This window comes from Paenibacillus phytohabitans, assembly GCF_013141775.1.
GTDB lineage: Bacteria > Bacillota > Bacilli > Paenibacillales > Paenibacillaceae > Paenibacillus_AQ > Paenibacillus_AQ phytohabitans.
In genome coordinates this window covers 26,901-47,085 of sequence record NZ_WHOB01000035.1, presented here as the reverse complement: position 1 = coordinate 47,085, position 20,185 = coordinate 26,901, and the positions used below count along the sequence as shown (strand labels likewise).

Genomic DNA, 20,185 nt, shown 5'->3' with positions numbered 1-20,185 from the left:
GTTTTCTGCATTCATGGGGGATTTTATTTACAGACAAAGGGTTGTGAATGGTTATGAATTTGGATTGGGAGTTTATCGCCGAGAGCCTGCCGCTGTATGGTGACGCGATGTGGCTAACCTTGAAGCTGGCCTTCTGGGCCATTCTGTTCTCGCTGGTGCTGGGACTGATATTCAGCGTTATCCTGTATTACAAAGTGAAGGGCATCAGCTTCATTATTCAAGCTTATATCGAGCTGTCGAGGAATACCCCGCTGCTGGTACAGCTGTTCTTCCTATACTATGGCTTGCCTAAGGTCGGCCTTCGGATGAGCGAGGTCACCTGTGCCATTGTCGGGCTGACCTTCCTGGGAGGCAGTTATATGACCGAGGCTTTCCGCGGCGGAATGGAAGCTGTAAGCAGGACACAGGTGGAGTCGGGACTTAGTATCGGATTATCCCGGACCCAGCTCGCCAGATATGTTATTCTTCCGCAGGCTTTTGCCATCAGCATTCCTTCACTGGGAGCGAATGTGATTTTTCTGCTCAAGGAGACCTCCATTGTCGGAGCAATCGCCTTAATGGATCTGATGAATGTGGCGAAGGATCTGATCGGCATGCATTACAAAACAGCGGAATCCCTGCTGCTGCTGGTGGCCGCTTATCTCATTCTGGTGCTTCCTCTGTCGGTTGTGCTGAGCTGGCTGGAAAGGAAGGTAAGATATGCAGAATTCGGGGATTGAGGTACTGTTTGAAGGCTCGAACTTCGAGCGTCTGCTCGGCGGTCTGCTGGTCACCATTGAAATTTCGTTTGTTTCCATTGTGATCGGGACGGTGCTGGGCATAGTGATGGGGCTGCTCCGGACGCTGAACGTGAAGCCGTTGCAGGCATTGCTACGGTTGTATCTGGAGGCCTTCCGGATCATACCGATTCTGGTCTGGCTCTACGTTGTGCATTTCAGCTTCACACCTCTATTAAATATCGACATTAGCGGTGAGACGACTTCCATTCTGGTGTTCAGCCTGTGGGGAGCGGCCGAGATTGGCGACATTGTGCGGGGGGCGCTGCAGTCCATGCCGAAGCATCAGGAGGAATCGGGTGCAGCGCTGGGACTCAGCCGGGGGCAGCTGTACCGGTATATTCTTATCCCCCAGGCTATCCGCAGAATGGTGCCTGGCGCAATTAACCTGGCGACACGGATGATCAAGACCACCTCGCTCGTTGTGCTGATTGGAGTCATAGAGGTTGTGAAGATCGGGCAGCAGATCATTGAGCTTGGGGTCATCAAAGCGCCAACCGCTTCGTTTTGGGTGTATGGCTTCATCTTTATCCTGTACTTTGCCGTATGTTTCCCGTTATCCCGTATTTCCCGGAGAGTGGAACGCAGATGGCAGAATTAGCCGTTAGGAAGGAACGATAATCATGATAAATACCGGCGAACTGTTGCTGGAGGTAGAAGGATTGCAGAAAAGCTTCGGAGAACGGCTGGTTCTAAGCGGCATTGATCTGCAGGTAGTTAAAGGGGAAGTAACAGTTATTCTCGGCCCGTCCGGCTGCGGAAAAAGCACGCTCCTGCGATGTCTTAACGGGCTGGAGCCCGTGCAGGGCGGAAGAATCAGCTACCATGGCCAGGATCTGGCCGGGCCGCAGGTGAATTGGCGTGAAGTCAGGCAGCGCATCGGGATGGTGTTTCAGAATTATGAGCTGTTCTCGCATATGACGGTGCTGGACAACATTCTGCTCGGACCTCTCAAGGTGCAAAAGAGAGAACCGAAAGAAGCGCGGCAGCAGGCAGAGCAGCTGCTGGGCCGGGTCGGGCTGCTGGACCGCAAGGATGCTTATCCCCGGCAGCTGTCCGGAGGACAGAAGCAGCGGATCGCGATTGTACGCGCGTTATGTATGAACCCCGAGATCATGTTATTCGATGAAGTAACGGCTTCGCTTGATCCTGAAATGGTGCGCGAAGTGCTGGATGTTATTCTGGGGCTTGCCGAACAGGGCATGACGATGATTATCGTGACCCATGAAATGGGCTTTGCCAAGTCTGTAGGTGACCGGATCGTATTTATGGATCAGGGCAGCATTTGTGAGATCGCGGAGCCGCAGCAATTTTTCACCCAACCAGCGACAGAGCGTGCACAGCACTTTCTGGATATATTTCAGTATTAAAAATCATAGAAAACAGGGGATGAAGAGGAATGAGAAAAGGGATGAAATGGGCAGTATCATTTATGGCAGCGGGTTTATTGCTGGCGGGCTTAACCGCTTGTGGTAATTCGGATAACAAGGATAATAGTGCAGGGTCGGCCTCATCCAAGTTTGCTTCTATTGAACAGCTGAAGAAGGACGGCAAGGTCCGGATTGGTGTTTTTGCGGATAAACCGCCATTTGGATATGTGGATGCCGACGGCAAGAATCAGGGCTTCGACGTCTATATCGCCAAAAGATTCGCCAAGGACCTGCTCGGGGATGAATCCAAGGCGGAATTCGTTCTGGTCGATGCGGCCAGCCGCGTCGCTTACCTGGAATCCAATAAAGTAGATATCATTATGGCTAACTTCACCGTAACGGATGAAAGAAAAGAAAAAGTGGATTTTGCCAATCCGTATATGAAGCTGTCCTTCGGGATCGTATCCCCTGACAGTGCACCGGTTACTTCGATTGACCAGCTGAAGGAGAAAGGCCAGAAGCTTATCGTTGCCAAAGGAACCACAGCAGAAACTTACTTCACTAAAGAGTACCCGGACATTGAGCTGCTGAAATTTGACCAGTACACAGAGATCTTTGCAGCACTCAAAGACGGACGCGGTGCAGCGATTGCCAACGATAACACCGAGCTGATCGCCTGGGCGAAGTCCAATCCCGGCTTCACGGTAAGCATCCCGGCGTTTGGCGGACAGGATACGATTGCCCCGGCAGTAGCCAAAGGCAACACGGAGCTGCTGAACTGGATCAATACAGAGCTTGAAACCATCGGTAAAGAGCAATTCATTCATCAGGCCTATAACGATACATTAAATGAAGTCTATGGAGAAGGCTATACTGACGAGCTGGTAGTTGAAGGCGGTAAGGTAGAGTAATTCGGCCGCGCTATGGCGTTAGGTCTGAGGAACTGGTACGAGATCAGATAGTGAGCATGAAAAGGCACCCTTGCGGGTGTCTTTTTTAGGTGAAAGAGGATTTCACAGGATGGTAATAGAGTTAAGCAGACTAATCCTATATACTAAGTTTAAAATGGAATGACAGCCATAATAAGAAGGGGGAGTGCCGGATGAGTTACAGCTATATATCACATTTGGAATGTCCGCAATGTGGAGAACACTATAGTGCTGATGCTGTGCGCCAGCTCTGTACATGCGGATCGCCGCTGCTGGTGCGGTATGATCTGGAACGATTGAAGAGGGAATGGTCGAAAGAGGATTTGAGCAGCAGGAATCCTGATTTATGGCGGTACCATGAACTGCTTCCGGTAGTGGAGGAGGGCCATGTGGTCACACTCGGGGAAGGAATGACGCCGCTGCTTGCACTGCCGCGTCTCGGAGAAGACTATGGTATCTCTTCATTGTTAATGAAGGATGAGAGTCTGGTGCCGAGCGGCAGCTTCAAGGCACGCGGGGCAGCGGTTGGTGTCTCGAAAGCGAAGGAGCTTGGCGTAACAGGGCTGGCCATGCCGACGAACGGCAATGCCGGAGCAGCATGGGCGCTTTATTCGGCAAGGGCGGGCATTGAGGCAACGATTGTGATGCCGCAGGATGCGCCGAAGATTACGCGCAGCGAAGTGGCGCTTGCCGGAGCGAAGCTGTATCTGGTCAACGGCCTGATCAGCGATGCCGGTGCGATCGTGGCCCGGGAGGTGGCGGATAAGGGACTGTATGACGCCTCCACCCTGAAGGAGCCTTACCGCATCGAAGGCAAGAAGACGATGGGGCTGGAGATTGCCGAGCAGCTTGGCTGGGAAATGCCGGATGTAATTCTCTATCCCACCGGAGGCGGAGTCGGATTAATCGGCATTTACAAAGCGCTGCAGGAGCTGCAGGAGCTTGGCTGGGTGCAAGGCCCGCTGCCGCGGCTGGTTGCCGTGCAGGCCGAAGGCTGTGCGCCGATCGTGAAGGCGTGGGAAGAGAAGGCCGAGCGTTCGCAGTTCTGGCCGGATTCCGCCACCGCCGCCTTCGGCATCAATGTACCGAAGGCGCTGGGCGACTTCCTGGTGCTGAAGGCCGTCTATGAGACGGACGGCGTGGCAATCGCTGTCTCTGATGCGGAGATGAGCATCGAGCAGGAGAAGATTGCCCGGCTGGAGGGCTCGTTCATCTGTCCGGAAGGTGCCGCCGCCTTCGCCGCTGCGCGCAAGCTGGCGCAGTCGGGCTGGATTCGGCCGGAGGACCGGGTGGTCGTGCTGAACACAGGCGCGGGCATTAAATATCCCGACTCCGTGCAGACCGATCCGCCGTTGCTGGAGATCGGGGAGTTTATCTAAGCCGGATGATTGCGGGACTGGCGGAATACGTCAATACCTGTACACTGGATTCTTTAGCGGCGGAGTGGAGGCTTCTTGGGAAGCACTATAGACACTGTAAATATAAATGTTGTACGTTTTGCAACTTTGATTGATGGATAGCCGGGTGATCGGGCGTATTGTTGTATGAAATACAAGAATAATTCTGCTGAGCCGCTTGAACAAGGTGAAATGTTGCAGTTTGTACAACAATAGTGGTTTTTGGGCCGATAGGAGGAGGGGAATGTTGTATTATGTGCAGGATTTCATAGAACGATGCCCGATCTCTGCCACAGCAAGCGGATGAATCGAATCGGGGAGAATTCCCGAAAGCGACAAATGAGAGGCATAAATGCCTCTCATTTTCCTTTAGTTACGCGAATAAATGTGTCTGGAGTGGAATCACACTCTAGTAACTGACTAAGAAATTAGCCGGGCTTAATCAGTTCGTCGGCGCAGGTGCAGTATACTTCAGGAATGTCTTTGGAATCGGACTCTCAAAGGTGAGGACATCTCCGGTAGTCGGATGAACGAACGAGAGCACGCGGGCATGCAGACCGAGACGGCCGACGGCTTTGGTCTCTGCACCGTATTTCTTGTCGCCGGCGATTGGATGCCCGATGTCTGACATGTGGACACGGATCTGGTTCTTCCGTCCGGTCTCCAGGTGGACTTCCAGCAGGGAGAAATGGCGGTTGGCCTGGATCAGCTTATAACGGGTTACGGCATGCAGCCCGTCCCCTTCATGCGGACTGGAGTACATCTTCAGCGTAGACGTCTCCTTCAGCCAGGAGCTGATGGTGCCTTCGGATTTCTTGACTGCGCCTTCCACCAGCGCCACGTAGGAGCGTTCCTTGACGGTCTCTTTCCAGCTGTTCTGCAGGGACTGCTGAATCGCCTCGCTTTTGGCAAACATCATGACTCCTGAGGTATCACGGTCCAGCCGGTGTACCACAAAGACGCGGTTCTTCGGATTCGTCAGGCGCACATGCTCCATCAGTTGGCGGTAAGCTGTCAGTTCATTGTCTTCTCCGGTAGCAATCGACAGCAGTCCGGCATCCTTCTGAATGACGATGATATCATCATCCTCATGGACGATGGTCAGGCCGAGCATTTCTTTGGCTTCTGCATGCTTCTCCTGATCAATCGTCACAGTCTGACCGGGATGGAGCTGATGGTTATGCTGGGTTACCGGCTTGCCGTTTACCGATATCTGTCCCCGGGACAGCATCGACTTGACCGCATTCCGTCCCTTATTCGTAATCGTCTTAAGCAGGTAAGGCAGCAGCTCTGCGGGCTCGGACACCGTATAGGATTTTATCTGGGCAGGTGTTTTGGTTGTTGTTGTGGCAGGTGCTCCCGGTCTTGCCCCCGGTTTATGGTTAGAGGTCTTGTTCCCCTGATTTCTGGTTCCTGATTTAGGCTGGGCCTTGGAGGCTGCTGCGGGCTTCACGCCCCGCTTGGAACCCTCTTTGGGATTTCTTCTTGTATTCATGCCTGCATTCTCCGTCCTGTAATATTGTACTCCTCAATATACCATGGGCCGTGAAGAAATACTACGGAGGGTGCCGGGACAGCTAGACATAAATGATCAGCCCGATAAGGATAGCCAGGGAGATGGCGCCGTAGGCCCATCCCAGAACCATTGCGTATTTTTTCTCCCGGAGCCAGCCTTTGCTGTTGTAAATCCGGGCATCTACCGCCAGCAGCATCAGTGTGGAGACGAACAATATGATAACCAGACTTCCGAACAGGCGGACCATGCGGATCGCTCCCTTCTAAATATAGATACATGAACTTAATGACTGGTTATTGGTCTTTCAGTCCCACTCTCCGGATATGAAGCTTCATTTGAATGTCTACCTCAGTGCTGCTATACAGGCTTTCCCAGTCATCTTTGTCATGAATATGCTCTTTCCAGTAGGCAGGATGGTGACTCCGGATCATTTCGCCCATGCCAAAAATATCGGAGTGATCCTTCTGGGTCTGCTTAACCAGTCCGGTCAGTATGCTTCGGACCTGTTCTTCGAAATCCCGTTCAATTTCCTGCAGCTTGGCGGATGAGTCGACAGGGATATTGCTGCCATAATGCTCATCGAGATCGGCCTCCAGGAAGACCTGATACGACAGAAAAGGTTTGCCGTCCTTGATGTAGCTCCGCGTCCGGGTGAACCGCTCATTGATTTTGGTCATGACGATACCCATCTTATTGGTATGAAAGAGGGTAGAATAACCTCCCGGGTCGATTCCCTTGAGTGCCATGAAGCCGCCGATTTCAATCGGATCGGTCTTGTTGACCATTCTTCCGCCGCTGAAATAAGCCAATCCTTTGATCAGGATATTATCTCTATTGCGCAATGCGACATAAGGCAAGTAAGCGCTCTGGCCCCACTTGGTATCCGCCGACCAGAATGTGCCGATATAATCCCGGGGGAACTTCCCGGAGGACACCGACTTCTCCATCATGGACAAAATATAAAGTGTGGGCACACGCTGAAGCGGCGGATTCACATCCATGAAATCAGAAGCTTTGCCTTCGGAGACCAGCAGCCAGGTTCTGCGCCGGATTTCCGGATTGCGCCGGAGATAGTCATTGAGCTCCTCGAGATTGCCCCGGGCGATATCCTCGCTAATGATAATGATCCGCAGATGAACCAGATAACGCGGGTCGGCGATCTGCTGCTGCAGATTGTTCATGGCATCGTCGAGTGAAATGCCGCGTACACTAACCACCCAGACCGGGCTCGTCTTGTCGTCACCCGGGTTTCCCCCTCCGCTTCCGGGGCCAAGGGGCACTCTGCCGGGAACGGCAATCTGCGCGGTCACACTGATCATTTCTGCCGGCAGATGATCATCGTGAATGTGGGTGACTTCGTCTCCTTTCTCTGCCTCTTTGGCTGATACCTTATCAATGGACAACCCGAGTACAAGCGCCCGGTCTTCAATTTCCACCTGATCCCAGCAACCGCTTAGAACAGGGGCAGCCATAGCCAGCATTAGGATTAGGGCGAGGGAGCGCGGAAGCCTTCTGGTCATGAGGAGGCCTCCTTCCCGGCGCGCCGGATGAAGTAGGCTATCCATAGCAGCAGCGGATATCCAACCATCAGTGCCATTCCGGCATTGCCCAGGTGAAGGATCCATTTATAGGCCTCGAAGACATTGGGGGGCAGCATCGCCAGAGCAAAGATCAGCGGCAGCAGCATACTTGCGGCCATACTCTGATCACGGAGAGCGAACAGGTTCTGCATCAGGTAGGCGGATATGTAATACGTAGTGTACACCGTTGTATAGACCGAAATGACCCAGATAATGATGAAGATGGCATCCAGCCGTTCAAGAAAACCCTCACCAAATGCTGCGGAACGCGCCATTTCCAGCGTGGGATAGATCAGCAGCTTGGTCTCCTCCGCACCAAACATTCCCACAGAGGCGATCACGATCAGCACATAGATGGCACCCGACATGATTATGGCCAGAGCGCCAGCGCGGAATGCGTGCTTAGGCTTTTCCATGAAAGGAATCAGCAGTGTAATTACGAAGGAGCTCTGGAACAGATAGCTTGCCTCCCGTGCACCATTCCAGAATTCGAGGGTAGGTGACATTAGAATGGGCTGCAGATTAAGGAGATCCACGCTTTTCAGCGAGATGAGGATCGTGAGTACGATAGAGCCGACAATCAGCGGCAGGTAGAAAAAATGGATATACGAGAACTTCACAACATTGCGTCTGGAGGAGAGCAGGCTAACGAGCAGCATCAGAAAAATGGTGGCTTCAATTGGTGTTTTTTTATACAGCACGGTTGTGGCGACATCTCCGAACTGGCGTGTAGTGATCCCTGTCAGCGTAATAAACAATATCAGAATTACCGCGGTGAAGACGGTGGCTAGCGGACGTCCGATCAGCCTGCGGCTGAACACAAAGAGGGACTCTTTGGGGAAACGCTGGCACAGGGAGGCGAGCAGCCAATAGCTGAGGAAAGACAGGACGACGCCGCTGAATGCGATGAAGGGCGCGCTGCTGTTCCCGGCTAATGCCATGTAACGGGGGAAACTGAGAATCCCGACACCGATAATGGTGCTACTGATGACGGCGGCTGCGCGCAGCGTTGTGATCTGCCGGAGATTGTTCACTGGGTTCACCTTCCTGCCTGAGGATCTGATCTACATGTACTGCGGGAACATTGCGGGACAGCCTGTCATTATTCTGGGCATGCAGGAAGCTCGGACGGCGGCGCATCCACCACAGCGGCACACGTACCAGCGTATCCTTCAGGTCACGCCATTTGCCGGGTATGAAAGGGGACATATACGGGACGCCGAAGGATTCCAGGAACAGCAGATGGTTCAGAATGAGAATCGTACCGATCATCACACCGTAGAGACCGAACATTCCGGCCAGTATAATCAGCGGAAATCTTAGCATCCGCAAGGCAATAGCAGCATTATAGGCTGGAGTGGCAAAAGAACCGATGGTCGTCAGCGCCACAATCACCACGGTAATCGGACTGGCGAGTCCGGCACCTACTGCTGCCTGTCCAATCACGAGAACGCCCACGATGGATAAGGCGCCGCCGATCATCTGCGGCAGACGGATAGTAGCTTCACGCAGCACCTCCATGGAGACCTCCATGATCAGTACCTCCAGAACGGCAGGAAACGGCACACCTGCTCTTCCGCCCGAGATAGCCACAGCGAATTCCGTTGGCATTAATTCGGGATTAAACGAGATCACAGAAACATATAACGCCGGGAAAAAAAGTGAGAAAGACAGCGCGATGAGACGGATTATGCGGATCAGGCTGCCCATAATGAAACGCTCTGTGTAATCATCTACCGTCTGAAAGAACTGGTTGAACAGAGCAGGGACGATTACAGCAAAGGGGGAACCGTCGACAAGCATGGCAACCCGCCCTTCCAGCAGAGCGGCAACCGTCTTGTCGGGCCGCTCTGTGCATTGTACCTGCGGGAACGGAGACAGCGGCTGGTCTTCAATGAACTGCTCAATGTATCCGGCATCAAGAATGCCGTCGGTATCAATCATTGAGATTCTGCGCATCGCTTCAGCAACGAGCCCGCTGTCGGCAATGCTCTCGATATAGCATAAAGCCACCCTCGACTGGGTACGGGTTCCGATCGGGCTGATTTCAATCCGGAAATCTGTGCTCTGAAGCCGGTAGCGCAGCAGGGACAGGTTGTTCTCCAGCTTCTCTACGTACCCTTCACGGGGTCCGCGGATGACCTGCTCGGTCTGCGGCTGCTCCACGCCGCGCATATCAATCTGGCGCATATCGAGCACAAGGGCTTCGGGCACTCCCTCTATCAACAGAATCAGCTCACCCTTCACGGCAGCGTCCGGCAGCACGGAAATGTCTGTAGTGGTTGTTCCCTGAGTTACCTGGACGGCTGTGCTCCAGATATAATGGATCATACCGGCCATATGCTCCGGAATTTCCTTATGCCCGGTGGGCCCGGCCATTAAAGGTTTAAGGACATGCTCGCGCACCTGCTCTGTATTAACCAGTGAAGAAAAGAAGAGCATTACGGCCTGGTGGGCTCCGAAGAGCTGGAAGTCGCGGACTACGAGGTCGCCGTTGTCGCCGAGCCGTGCCTGAAGCGCTTGTAAATCAGCCTGCAGATTTCCTGTAAGCGGACTTTTGTCAGGCTCCGGAGGAGAAGCTTGCTGCTGCTTATGCACATAAGCGGTATATTTATCTTTCCAGGCTTGCAAATGGCGGCCTCCTCAGCAGTACAATTCGAATGTATTTCTATAAAGTGTTGCTTGATCGCGTGATTTTTATGTAAATTTTATGTAACAGGCCCAAAAGGAGTGCTAGGATATCTGCTTCAAGCGGTTGCCTAAGTACCCTGTTGCCCGGTAAACTAAAGGTAGAAAGTCTTAAGGAGTCAGAAGAGATATGAAGATGCAAGGATCACTAATGGAGCAAGCGCAGGCTGAACTGCAAAAATATTACGGGTATCCGGATTTCCGGGAAGGCCAGAAGAAAATTGTGAACAATCTGCTCGAAGGCCGCGATACGCTGGGCATCCTGCCTACCGGAGGCGGTAAATCGATCTGCTATCAGGTTCCGGCACTGCTGCTGCCGGGACTTACACTTGTTGTATCCCCGCTGATCTCGCTGATGAAGGATCAGGTGGACGCCCTTACTACCGCCGGGATTCCGGCTGCCTATATCAACAGCACCTTAAGCGGCAAGGAAGTGAATGACAGGATCCGCGCTGCCCGCCGGGGCGAGCTGAAGCTGCTCTATGTGGCGCCGGAACGTCTGGAGCTGGACTGGTTCCGCCTGGAGATGGCAGGGCTGTCCATCTCCTGCGTGGCTGTCGATGAGGCGCACTGCGTATCGCAGTGGGGCCATGATTTCCGTACCAGCTATCTGGCGGTGTCGCCGTTTGTAGAGGAGCTGCCGCAGCGGCCGATTCTGGCCGCTTTTACCGCTACCGCTACACCTGAGGTTATGGAGGATATGGTCCGGCTGCTGCGTCTGCGCGATCCGGGCGTCTTCATGACCGGACTTGGCCGTGATAATCTGGCCATGCAAGTGCTGCGCGGAGAGAATAAGCGTGAATTCGTACTGGACTACACGGCGCAGCATTCGCATCAGCCGGGTATCGTCTATGCCGCCACCCGCAAAGAGGTGGATGATCTCTATCAGCGGCTGCAGGCGGCGGGAGTCGCCGCGGGCCGCTATCATGCCGGGATGAGCGACCAGGATCGGGCCGAGAACCAGGAAGGGTTCCTGTATGACGATATCCGCGTCATGGTTGCCACGAATGCTTTTGGGATGGGGATCGACAAGTCCAATGTCCGTTATGTCATCCACTATAATATGCCGAAGAATATGGAGGCGTATGTCCAGGAGGCCGGACGTGCCGGCCGCGACGGGGAGCCGAGTGACTGTATTCTGCTCTTCAGCGCGCAGGATATCATGACGCAGAAGTTCCTGATTGAGCAGAATCCGCAGGACACAGAGCGCAAAGCCAACGAATACCGCAAGCTGCAGCAGATGATTGATTACTGCTACACCACCCGCTGTCTGCGCAGTGCACAGCTGGATTATTTCGGCGAGAATCATGACGACGATCCGTGCGGCATCTGCAGCTCCTGCACCGATGAACGGCAGCTGGTAGACATGACGGTGGATGCGCAGAAGATCTTCTCCTGCATCCACCGCATGCGTGAACGCTACGGTGTGGCGCTGGTATCCTCAGTGCTGAAGGGCTCACGCAACCAGAAGGTGCTGCAGTACGGCTTCGAGAAGCTGCCGACCCACGGGGCGATGTCCGGGCGCAGCGAGAAGGAGATTACCGAGAGCATCAATGTGCTGATCTCGGAGGGTTATCTGGCCTTGTCCGAAGGCCAGTATCCGGTCGTGCGCCTGCAGCCGCTGGCTGCCGAGGTGCTGCGCGGCCAGCGTGAGGTTCACCAGCGCGTGGCCCGCACGCTTGTCACCTCCGGCACGCGGGACCGCAGCCGTACGCGCGACCATTCGCCGTCGGCCGTCAACGAGACGGTCTTCGAGCAGCTGCGCCTGATCCGCCGCGAGCTGGCGGGGCGCGAGCATGTGCCATCCTACATCATCTTCAATGATGCGACGCTGCGCGAGATGAGCGTGGTTTGCCCGCAGACGGAAGCGGAGATGCTGAGGGTGAAGGGTGTCGGCGAAGTGAAGTACCGCAAATACGGCAAGGCATTCCTGGAGTTTTTTCAAAATGAAATGTAAAGAAGGTTATAAGGCATGAGAATCATCCTGGCCACATTAAATGCCAAATATATTCATACGTCACTGGCGATCCGGCTTCTGAAGGCGTACAGCGAGCATGAATTCGAAGATATCCTTTTGGCGGAATACACCATCAAAGATCCCTTGATGAATATCGTGTCGGACCTTTTCCAGAAGCAGCCGGATGTGATCGGCTTCTCCTGTTATATCTGGAACATCGAAGAAACGGTCAAGCTGGTCGCGATCCTCAAGCAGGTGATGCCGGAGGTGAAGATCGTACTTGGCGGGCCGGAGGTGTCTTATGAGCCGCTGTACTGGATGAAACGGGAAGCCGGAATCGACTTCGTAGTCAACGGGGACGGGGAGGAGACCTTCCATCATCTGCTGCAGGAGATCCGGGATGAGCACAAGTATCATTTCGTATACGGCGCTGCCTACCGCAAGGGGGAGGAACTGATTGTCAACCCGCCGCGTCCCAAAAGCGACCTTAATACCCTGCCGACGCCACACCGGTTCGCGGATGATCTGCCGGAGCTCAGTAAGCGTATTGTGTATTTTGAGACGAGCCGGGGTTGTCCCTTCAACTGCCAGTTCTGCCTGTCCAGCATCGAGGTAGGCGTGCGTTACTACGATATTGAACGGGTGAAATCCGATCTGCTCTATCTGATTGAAGGCGGGGCCAAGGTGATCAAATTCCTCGACCGCACCTTTAATATCAACCGCAATTACGCGATGGAGATGTTCCAGTTCCTGATCGACAATCACCAGGGCTGTGTGTTCCAATTCGAGATTACAGCGGATATTATGCGTCCGGAGGTGCTGGATTTCCTCGCCCAGAATGCGCCGCCCGGAGTTTTCCGCTTCGAGATCGGTGTGCAGTCGACCAATGACGAGACCAATGAATTGGTCAAACGCCGCCAGAACTTCACGAAGCTGTCCCGCACGGTAATGAAGATCAAGGCCAGCGGCAATATCGACCAGCATCTCGATTTGATTGCCGGACTGCCGATGGAGGATTATTCGACCTTCCGCAAGACCTTCAATGATGTATTCGCCATGGAGCCGGAGGAGCTGCAGCTGGGTTTCCTCAAAATGCTCCGCGGCACCGGACTGCGCGCCCAGGCAGCCAAATACGACTATACGTACATGGAGCATGCGCCGTACGAAATTCTCAGCAGCCATGTCATGCCGTTCTCGGACATTATCCGGCTGAAGCGGCTGGAGGATGTGCTGGAGAAGTACTGGAATAGCCAGCGCCTGGCTCATTCGGTCAAGTATCTGATCCGCCATGTCTTCCCGTCACCATTCGATTTCTTCCAGGAATTCGGCGACTACTGGGAAGCGCGGGGCTGGCAGAAGATCGGACATCAGCTCGAGGATCTGTTCACCCGGCTGCATAATTTCCTCACGGACCGGGGGACTGCGTCCATGGACATCATCACCGGACTGATGAAGCTGGATTATTTCCTCGGCCACAAGTACAAGCCGCGCAAAATCTGGTGGGAGGATGTTCTGGATAAGTCAGAGTGGGCGAAATACCTGAAGCAGATTGCCGGGCAGCCGGAGCTGATTTCGGCCAAGCTGGCAGAAGCGGGCTTAAGTGAGCGTGAGCTGCAGAAGTACATCGTGCTGGATGTGCTTCCGTTCCGGCTGGAGCCGGTGCTGGATTCGATCAGCGGGCTGCGTTTTGATGGTGTGGCTGGTGCTGAAGGCGAGAACGCTGGCACGCTTGAGAGTTCAGCGGACAGCGCGGATAGCAAGCCGGGAGCGGGAGCTGCAACCGAAACAGCAGGTGGCCTCGCGGATAAACGGGCGGGAGCTGCAACGGACATAGCAGGCAGCCATGCGGATAAAGGGGCGGGCAGTACGGCCGTAGCAGAAGCGGCAGAGAATGCGGCGGTAGCTGTGGCCGAGGGGGCAGCCCCGGCTGTGGCTGATGCGCATCCCGGTTCAAGCGATGGCAGTACGCTGCTGATCGTGCTCTATCAGCAGGACGAGAGCCAGCGGGCGCAGTATTACACGCTGCCTATATAGCCGGAATCCAGCTGCTGAATCAGCATGGACTTGCGGCTATATAACCCGCACTGGGGACTACAACCCAATCAAACAAGTAACTGATCAATCGCTTCGGCTATGGGACAAGCCGGAATTGCCCGACTCCTCATACTGATTCCCAGATTGGTTGCTGGCAGAATTAAACTTTTTAAGTTCGCGCTTGTATCGGCATAAATGTTGTACGTTTTGCAACTCGGAATGCTAAATACCAGGGTGTTCAGGCGGATTGTTGTATGAAATACAAGAATTTTCCCCGTAAGTGCTCTGGAAGAGGAGAAATGCTGCATTCTATACAACAATTCTGGGTTGAGGCCAGTATTATCAGGGAAATGTTGTATTTTGGGCAGCATTTCAAGAAAAGTAATAGTAAACAGCTTAAGTTTGGCTCATGGGAAAGATGCTGTTTGGGGGAGGGATGTAAGGATGAGGCTGGGTCAGCGCATTACATTGTTCAGGTATGAAGAGAAGCATGAGGAGACATTCAAGGACCAGTTGCTGAGCTTTCAGCTTCCTCCGGAGCAGGCGGAATTTACCGGACTGCCGGAGCAGACGCTGCAGGATGCCTGCACGGATGCCGGCAAAATGGGAGTCGTCATTGCCCAGGGAGACCGGGCGGTAGGCTTCTTCGTTCTTCATACAGGCGAAGATATCGCAGACTTCTTCCAAGACTACTCCGGCGCAGTGCTTCTGCGCGCCTTTCTGATGGATTATGCCTGCCAGGGACAAGGCTTCGCCAAAGCAGCGATGGCCCTGCTGCCTGATTTCGTCCGCCGCCATTACCCGGAAGCAGAGCAGATTGTGCTGGCCGTTAATGAGCGCAACATTCCTGCCGGACAGCTGTACGCCCGCGCAGGGTTTCAGGATTACGGGCTGCGGCGCAGCGGGAGCAAGGGAACGCAGCTGATTTTACAATATGTGCTGGCTACTGAGCCCGTGGCTCCGGCTGCCCATGGATGAGGGGGAGATCCTTCACAATCGTCTGACGGAGCTGTTCTCCCGCAGTGCGCTGCTGATGGATATTTTCAAGCGTGCTCAAGGGCTGGCGCCTTTTCCTTAATATATTGGAGCAGGGTGTCTGGTTCAGTCGGTGTGGAACGAGCTTACCGGGCGGGAACCGGATTACGGAATTGGTGATATTGATATAATCTACTACGATGGGCATCATTTGAGCTATGCTGCGGAGGACCGGATGATCGCCAACGGACGTGAGCTGTTTGCAGGTATTTCTATTCCGGTTGATCTCAAGAACCAGGCCCGGGTTCATCTGTGGTACCGTGATAAGTTCGGTGTAGAGCTGGCACCCTACGCTTCCCTGGAAGATGCAATTAACAGCTGGCCGACAACGGTTACTTCGCTGGGGGCGAGACTCAGCAGCGAGGGGGAGTGGCAGGTATACGCACCGTTCGGTCTGCACGATCTGTTTCATTTAATCCTGAGGCCAAACAAGGCGTTAATCAGCGAGGACGTCTACTTGAATAAGACACGGAAATGGAAGTCGAAATGGCCGGAGCTTACGGTTGTCCCATGGGGGCAGTGAAGCTTCGGCTTTTTGCTGTGTTCATGACGATCTACTACTTCAGCAGATGCGATATGAAGAGCGTGGCAGGCTTCCATTACGAAATTCGACTGGGTAGGATTGTGTAGTAGGAGGAGCGAATAGATTTAGTACCAAAAAGAGGCAGGGGGATTTCTATGACACAGTTTTATCTCATTCGCCATGGCGAACCCGAGTGGAACATCAATGAGCAGTACAAATTAAAGGGCCATGGCCGGGATCTGGTGCCTCTTACGGAAGCGGGAGTGAACCAGGTATATCGGACAGCAAAGGATGAGCGGCTGAAAGAAGCGGAAGTCATTATTTCTTCTCCATACACGAGAGCCCTTCAAACGGCCGCTATTTTATCCAAGGAACTCGGTTTAGACATAAAGGTTGAATTGGATTTAAGGGAATGGCAGCCTGACTTAACCTTCGAATATGATTCCCTGGAGCGGCTTGCAGAGCTGGGGAACGATTATGATGCTAATCATGGATAAAACGCAGGCTGTAATAGAAACTACGCAATTGTAATTGGTGGTATCCGGTGTTAATATCAGGAATGAGATGCCTATAAAGGAGCATAAACCGTATCATGTGGATGACTCTGTAAAGATTAACAAGTCTAAAGAATGCCTGTAATAGTGAACGTACTATTGTATTAGGCATGTCTTTTTTTAATCTTACAGGGTATGCAGGATAAGGTGTGTCATAAAGCCACTTCTGCGGATACCTGGGTATCCGCTTTTTTTTACGGGAAAAACGCATCTCCCTTGATGCTTACCTGCCTATCCTCCTAAAAATGAATGGAGGAACTACTATATGCAAACTAAATTGATCTTAATCGAGGGCTTACCGGGCTCCGGGAAATCAACCACGGCTCAGCTGGTACATGAAATTCTTACGGAGAGAAATCTTAAGGCCAGTCTATTCCTTGAAGGAAATTTGGATCATCCTGCTGATTATGACGGAGTCGCTTGTCTAGATGAAGTTGAATACGATGATCTATTGAGCGCCTATGAGGAGTTTAGGGATTTATTAAGCCCATATACATGGAATCAAGGAAATAGTTATTTCGTGGAATACCGGAAACTAATCAATGAACACGGTTCAAGTATTCCAAATGAAATGCTGGATACTTTGGTGAAGCATGATGTGTATGAATTGCCGCTAGACCGAAACAGGGAACTGATTACGGCAAAATGGAAGCAGTTTGCGGAGAGTGCCTTAAATGGCGCTGACCTTTATATTTTCGATTGTTGCTTCATACAGAATCCTGTAACCATGGGAATGATCAAACTTGATGCCGCCAAGGAAGACGTCACAAGTTATGTTATTGAACTGGCAGCCATTGTAGAAACGCTGAATCCGCTTCTGATATACGTTGACCAGAACGATCTTGATTACTCCTTCGGCAAGGCTGTTGAAGAAAGACCCCGGGAATGGTCAGACGGGTTTATTGACTATTACACCAAACAAGGGTTTGGCAAAAAACAGGGTTACATCGGTTTGGAAGGAACTCTGAAGGTGCTTAAGGCAAGAAGGGGACTGGAAGAATGGATCTTTAACGGCGTAAATATGGCTAAGACAAAAGTGAACAACTCATCATATGATTTAGATGCTTACAGAGAGGTTTTAGTGAAGATATTATCAGAACATTTCGGCCCGGAAAAAGAATCTGTTTAGTACAGGCTTAACTTAAGAATATTAGTCATCAGACTCGTGAAGACCTTGAAAATCATAGGTTGGGGTCTGACCTGAAACTATGTCTATTGCACTTTGTACAGTAGAATTCTGTAGAATGGGTAATTTTGAGCAGATATCTGGAGATCAATTGTATAAAATACAACAGAACTGATTTTATCGTACGCTAATGCAAAATCTATTGCAGATAATTGTATTTCGTGCAGTTAAAATACGGCGAAAAGCCGGATGAGCAGGGATAACTGTATTCTGTACAATTAAATTAGAGAATAGTGCGCTTTTATGGCATAGGAGCATTTTATAAGTGTATAGAGTGCAATTAAAACTCCTTCTGCGCAGAAAAAGATCGTTTTAGTTGTACATTTTACAGTTAAAGCTTGAGCGGGCATCTCATACCGGGATGCGCAATCCCGCGGGGATCCTGCAGAAAATACAGCAATAGTTGCTGCTGCAATGTCAATCAGGTGGAAACACCCTGGGCAGCAGCAGAACTTTGGCAGCATAACCGAAAACGAGGCACTCCGTCAGGTGCGGGGTGCCTCGTTTTATTTGGATACATACCGATTTAAGCTACTGACATTTCTCAGCATTTTCCCTGCAGGTTACACGAATGGTCAGCCAGGGCACCAGAGTCAAAGCTCCATTGAAGCTAATTCGCCGTAGGCTGAAGCCGCATGGAGCCGGCAGGGAGGTGGCGGGCAAGCCAGTCCAGCACATCGGCGGTGACCTCATCCCGGTTGACCTCGTTCAGCATCTCATGCCTGCCTTCAGGGTACAGCTTGCACTCTACATCCTGTATTCCCTGCCCGCGGTACAGTTCGGCCAGACGCTTCACCCCTTGACCGTTCATCCCCACGGGGTCTTTCTCCCCGGCGAACAGATAGACAGGTTTATCTCTGCACAAGGTCCGCAGGGTGGCCCTGGTATGAAGCTCCCGCAGCATATGGAAGAAATCCCGGAAGAAGCGGGTAGTGCAGATCGCCCCGCAGAACGGGTCGGAGATGAAGTGGTCCACCTCCACCGGGTCTCTGCTAAGCCAGTCAAAGGCGGTCCTGACAGGAGAGAAGGCACGGTTATAAGCGCCAAAGACAATGCCGTTCAACAATACGCTGCGATGGTGGTCTCCCTGCAGCCTTAGCTGCATTGCCGACAGCGATTCTGCCAGCCGCAGCATGCTCCGCGGACCGTTGGTACCGCTGAGAATGAAGCCGCTGTAGATTTCGTTACCTTCTTCGCACATCAGCTTCTGGGCCAGGAAGGAGCCCATGCTATGGGCGAACAGGTAAATCGGCACATGCTGATGCCTGGAGCAGGCGATTCCCGCAAGCTGCAGCAGATTGCGGCGCATCCAGTAGAAACCGTTCTCCCCGGTATCGCCTAGCAGATTGACTTGGCCGGCGGTGAGGCCGTGGCCCCGGTGGTCATTGGCATACACCGCATAACCGGCTGCGGTGAGCGCGGACGCAAACCGGGCATAACGCGCAGCCGTTTCACACATGCCGTGAGAGACCTGCACGATCCCTCTGACGTCAGTTCCAGCTTCCGGCAGCCATTCATAGACATGGATTTTGACACCTAGTGGATCGGTCATCGTAAAGGTGTTCTCTGTCATCGCCGTCCTCCTGAAAGTTAAATTCAGCAATCCTAGCGTAAGAGTACTTCGTTAAAATAAATCTGCCCGGTATACCAGTTATGGTTGCTTACGGCAGATAAGAGCGGAGAACCGTGGACATGCCTTCGATGCTGTAGGCGCCGAGGCTGGACGGGAGCAGGTAGCATTCGCCTGCTGCATAAGGCTGGGAGCCGTCTTCCCAGATCAGGTGGCCGCTGCCTTCACAGATCACCAGAATAGTGAAGCTGTCGTCCGTGGTGGTAAGCTGCCATTCACCGGAAACCACACCTTTTTCAACAATGAAATAAGGGGAGGAGGCGATTTGCAGCCATTCACCGGCCACTGCACCGTCTGTCTTCATCGAGGTCGCGCCTGCACCTTCATAGGCAGTAACATTCAGGGAATCCTCAATATGCAGCTCGCGCGGCTTGCCGTCCAGGCCTGGACGGTCGTAATCGTAAATCCGGTATGTAGTGTCGGAGTTCTGCTGGATTTCGGCTACAACGACACCTGCACACAAGGCGTGAACGGTGCCTGCGGGAATATAGAAAGAATCTCCTGCCGCTACAGTCACTTCCTGCAGGCTGTCCATAACGGTCCCGTTCTCAAGTGCATCCTGCAGAACTTCGCGGGTTACGCCTTCTTTCAGACCGTAGATGATTTTGGCGCCCGGCTTGGCATCCAGCACGTACCACATTTCTGTTTTGCCCAGTTCGCCCTTGGGTAATCCGGCGTAATCATCAGTAGGGTGTACCTGCACGGAAAGATTGTCATTGCAATCGAGCAGCTTGATCAGCAGCGGGAATCTTCCGCCGTCTTCGGTAATGCCCTTGCTGCCGAACCATTCATGTCCGAACTGCGCACGGATGGCATCCAGACCTAGTCCGGCGAGCTCGCCGTTCACTACAGAAGAGGTTCCGTTCGGGTGGTCAGCGATCATCCAGCCTTCGCCGATATGGCCTTCCGGCAGCGCCAGGCCGAATTTCTCCAGCGCACGGCCTCCCCAGACACGTTCTTTGAACTCCGGCTGAAATTTCAGAGGATATGGTTTTGTCATTACAACATCT

Annotated in this window: 18 protein-coding genes; 11 read left to right on the top strand and 7 right to left on the bottom strand. The window is 52.9% G+C overall.

All coding sequences use genetic code 11. The annotated features are described in order from the left end of the window. Nucleotides 1-53 precede the first annotated feature (53 nt). The 5 genes from GC101_RS13135 to GC101_RS13115 all read left to right on the top strand — a co-directional run bounded on the left by GC101_RS13135 (nucleotide 54) and on the right by GC101_RS13115 (nucleotide 4,454). The gene (locus GC101_RS13135; RefSeq protein ID WP_042219065.1) at nucleotides 54-719 is read left to right on the top strand and encodes an amino acid ABC transporter permease; all 666 of its coding nucleotides are present in this window, start codon (nucleotides 54-56) and stop codon (nucleotides 717-719) included. Then, nucleotides 700-1,377, top strand: coding sequence for an amino acid ABC transporter permease (locus tag GC101_RS13130; RefSeq protein ID WP_171717634.1), 678 nt, complete (start codon nucleotides 700-702; stop codon nucleotides 1,375-1,377). The genes GC101_RS13135 and GC101_RS13130 overlap by 20 nt, the downstream gene beginning before the upstream one ends. A 22-nt stretch (nucleotides 1,378-1,399) precedes the next feature. Continuing rightward, the gene (locus tag GC101_RS13125) at nucleotides 1,400-2,146 is read left to right on the top strand and encodes an amino acid ABC transporter ATP-binding protein (RefSeq protein ID WP_281365858.1); all 747 of its coding nucleotides are present in this window, start codon (nucleotides 1,400-1,402) and stop codon (nucleotides 2,144-2,146) included. A 29-nt stretch (nucleotides 2,147-2,175) separates the two neighbouring features. Then, the gene (locus tag GC101_RS13120) at nucleotides 2,176-3,057 is read left to right on the top strand and encodes a transporter substrate-binding domain-containing protein (protein ID WP_171717633.1); all 882 of its coding nucleotides are present in this window, start codon (nucleotides 2,176-2,178) and stop codon (nucleotides 3,055-3,057) included. A 191-nt stretch (nucleotides 3,058-3,248) separates the two neighbouring features. After that, nucleotides 3,249-4,454, top strand: a complete 1,206-nt coding sequence (locus GC101_RS13115; protein ID WP_171717632.1) for a threonine synthase — start codon at nucleotides 3,249-3,251, stop codon at nucleotides 4,452-4,454. A gap of 460 nt (nucleotides 4,455-4,914) precedes the next feature. Here the strand turns inward: GC101_RS13115 and GC101_RS13110 are convergent, their stop codons facing one another. The 5 genes from GC101_RS13110 to GC101_RS13090 all read right to left on the bottom strand — a co-directional run bounded on the left by GC101_RS13110 (nucleotide 4,915) and on the right by GC101_RS13090 (nucleotide 10,199). Continuing rightward, the gene (locus GC101_RS13110; RefSeq protein WP_171717631.1) at nucleotides 4,915-5,967 is read right to left on the bottom strand and encodes an RluA family pseudouridine synthase; all 1,053 of its coding nucleotides are present in this window, start codon (nucleotides 5,965-5,967) and stop codon (nucleotides 4,915-4,917) included. A gap of 82 nt (nucleotides 5,968-6,049) precedes the next feature. Beyond that, the gene (locus GC101_RS13105; protein WP_171717630.1) at nucleotides 6,050-6,235 is read right to left on the bottom strand and encodes a CLC_0170 family protein; all 186 of its coding nucleotides are present in this window, start codon (nucleotides 6,233-6,235) and stop codon (nucleotides 6,050-6,052) included. Nucleotides 6,236-6,281: 46 nt separating this feature from the next. Further along, nucleotides 6,282-7,508 (bottom strand): Ger(x)C family spore germination protein, encoded by a 1,227-nt coding sequence (locus GC101_RS13100; protein ID WP_171717629.1) that lies wholly within the window; start codon nucleotides 7,506-7,508, stop codon nucleotides 6,282-6,284. Next, nucleotides 7,505-8,602 carry an endospore germination permease gene (locus GC101_RS13095; protein ID WP_171717628.1) on the bottom strand — a complete coding sequence of 366 codons (1,098 nt, stop codon included), beginning with the start codon at nucleotides 8,600-8,602 and terminating at the stop codon, nucleotides 7,505-7,507. The genes GC101_RS13100 and GC101_RS13095 overlap by 4 nt, the downstream gene beginning before the upstream one ends. Beyond that, nucleotides 8,550-10,199 (bottom strand): spore germination protein, encoded by a 1,650-nt coding sequence (locus tag GC101_RS13090; protein WP_246354318.1) that lies wholly within the window; start codon nucleotides 10,197-10,199, stop codon nucleotides 8,550-8,552. Before GC101_RS13090 ends, GC101_RS13095 begins: the two co-directional genes overlap by 53 nt. 187 nt (nucleotides 10,200-10,386) lie before the next feature. Between GC101_RS13090 and recQ the strand changes: the two genes are divergently transcribed. The 6 genes from recQ to GC101_RS13060 all read left to right on the top strand — a co-directional run bounded on the left by recQ (nucleotide 10,387) and on the right by GC101_RS13060 (nucleotide 17,488). Then, complete coding sequence (gene recQ / locus GC101_RS13085; RefSeq protein ID WP_171717627.1) at nucleotides 10,387-12,213, top strand: DNA helicase RecQ; 1,827 nt, start codon at nucleotides 10,387-10,389, stop codon at nucleotides 12,211-12,213. A 15-nt stretch (nucleotides 12,214-12,228) separates the two neighbouring features. Beyond that, nucleotides 12,229-14,247: a B12-binding domain-containing radical SAM protein gene (locus GC101_RS13080; RefSeq protein ID WP_171717626.1), complete on the top strand. Its 2,019-nt coding sequence runs from the start codon at nucleotides 12,229-12,231 to the stop codon at nucleotides 14,245-14,247. A gap of 444 nt (nucleotides 14,248-14,691) precedes the next feature. After that, nucleotides 14,692-15,225: a GNAT family N-acetyltransferase gene (locus GC101_RS13075; protein WP_171717625.1), complete on the top strand. Its 534-nt coding sequence runs from the start codon at nucleotides 14,692-14,694 to the stop codon at nucleotides 15,223-15,225. Nucleotides 15,226-15,328: 103 nt separating this feature from the next. Then, a complete protein-coding gene (locus GC101_RS13070; protein WP_343049688.1) occupies nucleotides 15,329-15,805 on the top strand; it encodes a nucleotidyltransferase family protein in 477 nt (158 codons plus the stop codon). Between the two features lie 155 nt (nucleotides 15,806-15,960). Continuing rightward, nucleotides 15,961-16,302: a histidine phosphatase family protein gene (locus tag GC101_RS13065; protein ID WP_171717623.1), complete on the top strand. Its 342-nt coding sequence runs from the start codon at nucleotides 15,961-15,963 to the stop codon at nucleotides 16,300-16,302. A gap of 322 nt (nucleotides 16,303-16,624) precedes the next feature. Next, entirely contained in the window at nucleotides 16,625-17,488 is an 864-nt protein-coding gene (locus GC101_RS13060; RefSeq protein ID WP_171717622.1) for a P-loop NTPase family protein, read from the top strand. A 667-nt stretch (nucleotides 17,489-18,155) separates the two neighbouring features. On the opposite strand, the gene GC101_RS13055 is transcribed toward GC101_RS13060, so the two are convergent. Together GC101_RS13055 and GC101_RS13050 are read right to left on the bottom strand one after the other, a co-directional pair. After that, nucleotides 18,156-19,118 (bottom strand): alpha/beta fold hydrolase, encoded by a 963-nt coding sequence (locus tag GC101_RS13055; protein WP_171717621.1) that lies wholly within the window; start codon nucleotides 19,116-19,118, stop codon nucleotides 18,156-18,158. 88 nt (nucleotides 19,119-19,206) lie between these two features. Beyond that, on the bottom strand, nucleotides 19,207-20,175 hold the full coding sequence (locus GC101_RS13050; RefSeq protein ID WP_171717620.1) for a type I phosphomannose isomerase catalytic subunit: 969 nt from the start codon (nucleotides 20,173-20,175) through the stop codon (nucleotides 19,207-19,209). Between the last annotated feature and the right edge of the window lie 10 nt (nucleotides 20,176-20,185).

Bases quoted from the DNA above. Each gene is read 5' to 3' on its own strand.
- GC101_RS13075 (WP_171717625.1), top strand. From the start codon at position 14,692: ATGAGGCTGGGTCAGCGCATTACATTGTTCAGGTATGAAGAGAAGCAT.
- GC101_RS13055 (WP_171717621.1), bottom strand. From the start codon at position 19,118: ATGACAGAGAACACCTTTACGATGACCGATCCACTAGGTGTCAAAATC.
- GC101_RS13125 (WP_281365858.1), top strand. From the start codon at position 1,400: ATGATAAATACCGGCGAACTGTTGCTGGAGGTAGAAGGATTGCAGAAA.
- recQ (WP_171717627.1), top strand. From the start codon at position 10,387: ATGAAGATGCAAGGATCACTAATGGAGCAAGCGCAGGCTGAACTGCAA.
- GC101_RS13060 (WP_171717622.1), top strand. From the start codon at position 16,625: ATGCAAACTAAATTGATCTTAATCGAGGGCTTACCGGGCTCCGGGAAA.
- GC101_RS13080 (WP_171717626.1), top strand. From the start codon at position 12,229: ATGAGAATCATCCTGGCCACATTAAATGCCAAATATATTCATACGTCA.
- GC101_RS13065 (WP_171717623.1), top strand. From the start codon at position 15,961: ATGACACAGTTTTATCTCATTCGCCATGGCGAACCCGAGTGGAACATC.
- GC101_RS13110 (WP_171717631.1), bottom strand. From the start codon at position 5,967: ATGAATACAAGAAGAAATCCCAAAGAGGGTTCCAAGCGGGGCGTGAAG.
- GC101_RS13100 (WP_171717629.1), bottom strand. From the start codon at position 7,508: ATGACCAGAAGGCTTCCGCGCTCCCTCGCCCTAATCCTAATGCTGGCT.
- GC101_RS13105 (WP_171717630.1), bottom strand. From the start codon at position 6,235: ATGGTCCGCCTGTTCGGAAGTCTGGTTATCATATTGTTCGTCTCCACA.
- GC101_RS13135 (WP_042219065.1), top strand. From the start codon at position 54: ATGAATTTGGATTGGGAGTTTATCGCCGAGAGCCTGCCGCTGTATGGT.
- GC101_RS13050 (WP_171717620.1), bottom strand. From the start codon at position 20,175: ATGACAAAACCATATCCTCTGAAATTTCAGCCGGAGTTCAAAGAACGT.
- GC101_RS13120 (WP_171717633.1), top strand. From the start codon at position 2,176: ATGAGAAAAGGGATGAAATGGGCAGTATCATTTATGGCAGCGGGTTTA.
- GC101_RS13130 (WP_171717634.1), top strand. From the start codon at position 700: ATGCAGAATTCGGGGATTGAGGTACTGTTTGAAGGCTCGAACTTCGAG.
- GC101_RS13115 (WP_171717632.1), top strand. From the start codon at position 3,249: ATGAGTTACAGCTATATATCACATTTGGAATGTCCGCAATGTGGAGAA.